Raw genomic sequence first — 1,843 nt, 5'->3', positions numbered from 1 at the left:
TACCGTTCGGTACTGGGCGGTTCATTAAGAATTAATTACTTGTGCATATCTTTCTGTAAAACTAAAGTATCCCAGTTTCTTTAAAAGCTGGTTGGTAAAGGTTCTTGCAAGTATTTGGCTATTGGATATTCTCCAGTAGCCTTTTCTTGTGTTGGCATATTCCCACGCTTTAGATTCTTTAATGCCTAGTTTCTTAAGCATTTTAAAGCGAGTTCTAACTCTTTTCCACCGCTTCCAGTAGCACATCCTTATTCTTCGTCTTGTCCACTGGTCAAGCCCTCTAATCTTGCTTTTCATATCAGCTATTTTGTAATAGCTGACCCAGCCTGTGATTGTTTGTTTTAATTTCTTAAAACGATATTTCATCGTCCAGGGCTTGCTTCTTGACGTGAGTTCTTTTATCTTTGCTTTAATTTTCTTGATTGATTTTGGGTGGACTCTAACTCTTACTTCACCATTCATCCGATAAAATGAGAACCCTAAGAATTTTCTTCTCCAGGGTCTGCCGACTGCACTTTTTGTTGTATTGACTTTAAGTTTCAGTTTCTTCTCAATAAATACAGTTAGACTTTTCATAACTCTTTTAGCCGCTTTTCGGCTTTTAACATAGATCTGACTATCATCAGCATAGCGACAGAATTTATGATTGCGTTTCTCCAGCTCTTTATCCAGTTCATCCAGCATGATATTACTAAGCAATGGACTTAAAGGCCCGCCCTGCGGGCATCCTTCATCTGTCTTCTTAATTAAACCATCAGTCATTACTCCTGAGTTAAGATAAGCTCTTATTAATTTCAGCACCCTTTTATCCTGCACTTTTCTGGCTACTAAAGACATCAATTTGTCATGTTGGACAGTATCAAAATACTTTTCAAGGTCAATATCGACCACCCATGTGTAATCATCATTGATATATTCTTTAGCTTTATTTACTGCCTGATGTGCATTCCTTCCAGGTCTGAATCCATAACTGTATTCTGAAAATTCTGGGTCAAATATTGGTGTCAGCTGTTGTGTAATTGCCTGCTGTATCATTCTATCTACTACTGTTGGGATACCAAGTAGTCTTACTCCACCACTAGGCTTGGGTATTTCTACTCTTCTTACTGCCTGTGGTTTGTATTTACCTTCCAGTACATCTTTCAGAAGCTGACTGCCATTTCTTTCAAGGTGGGGTAGAAGTTCATCTACACTCATCCCATCAATTCCATGACTGCCTTTGTTCTTGACGACTCTTTTATATGCCTTATTCAGGTTTGGAGCCGCTAGAATTTTCTCCATCAGATTACTGGAGTCTGCATTTTCATCGTTTCCTACATTCGGCAACGCCGCAGAAACACTCTGCACTCTCTCATTACTTCCAGCTTCCAGCCTTCTCTCCTGAGAGCAGCCTTCATATGAAGTTGTCTGCTTTCTATGTGTTTCCGTCGAGTTGTTCAAATCTAAGAAACCTCCTAATGTTTCATCCTTCAATTGATGTATATATCCATCAATCTACTATGACTTCTGCTGCATTCTGACAGTTCAGCTCTTATATTACTGCAGAGTTTATTGCTTAGAAATTCATCACCACAATCTACTGTCAGACCTTCCCTGGTTAAGAATATTTACTTTCACTTCATCTATCTGCTGTATTTACACTTCCTGTCTTGAATAGTTTTGGACTTTGTTTTGTTATGCAAACTCATCCACAGGAATATGCCTTTTATACAGTTCGTATTCCTCAGACCAAAGCTTTGCCTCCAACTTCCTTCAGATTCCACCTCACGATGGACACCCTTGTCTTCAGCTAGTGGTTGGTACTATTAACCCCCACATCAGACTTTCACTGACTAGCAAATAT

General features: G+C 39.1%; 1 protein-coding gene. It reads right to left on the bottom strand.

The genetic code is table 11. The features are described 5' to 3' along the window. Positions 1 to 24: 24 nt before the first annotated feature. Positions 25 to 1,440: a group II intron reverse transcriptase/maturase gene (ltrA, locus tag C7958_RS15450; protein ID WP_111573561.1), complete on the bottom strand. Its 1,416-nt coding sequence runs from the start codon at positions 1,438 to 1,440 to the stop codon at positions 25 to 27. Positions 1,441 to 1,843 lie beyond the last annotated feature (403 nt).

Source organism: Halanaerobium saccharolyticum, assembly GCF_003259895.1.
GTDB classification, from domain to species: Bacteria; Bacillota; Halanaerobiia; order Halanaerobiales; family Halanaerobiaceae; genus Halanaerobium; species Halanaerobium saccharolyticum_A.
This window is presented reverse-complemented; position numbering and strand designations above follow the sequence as displayed.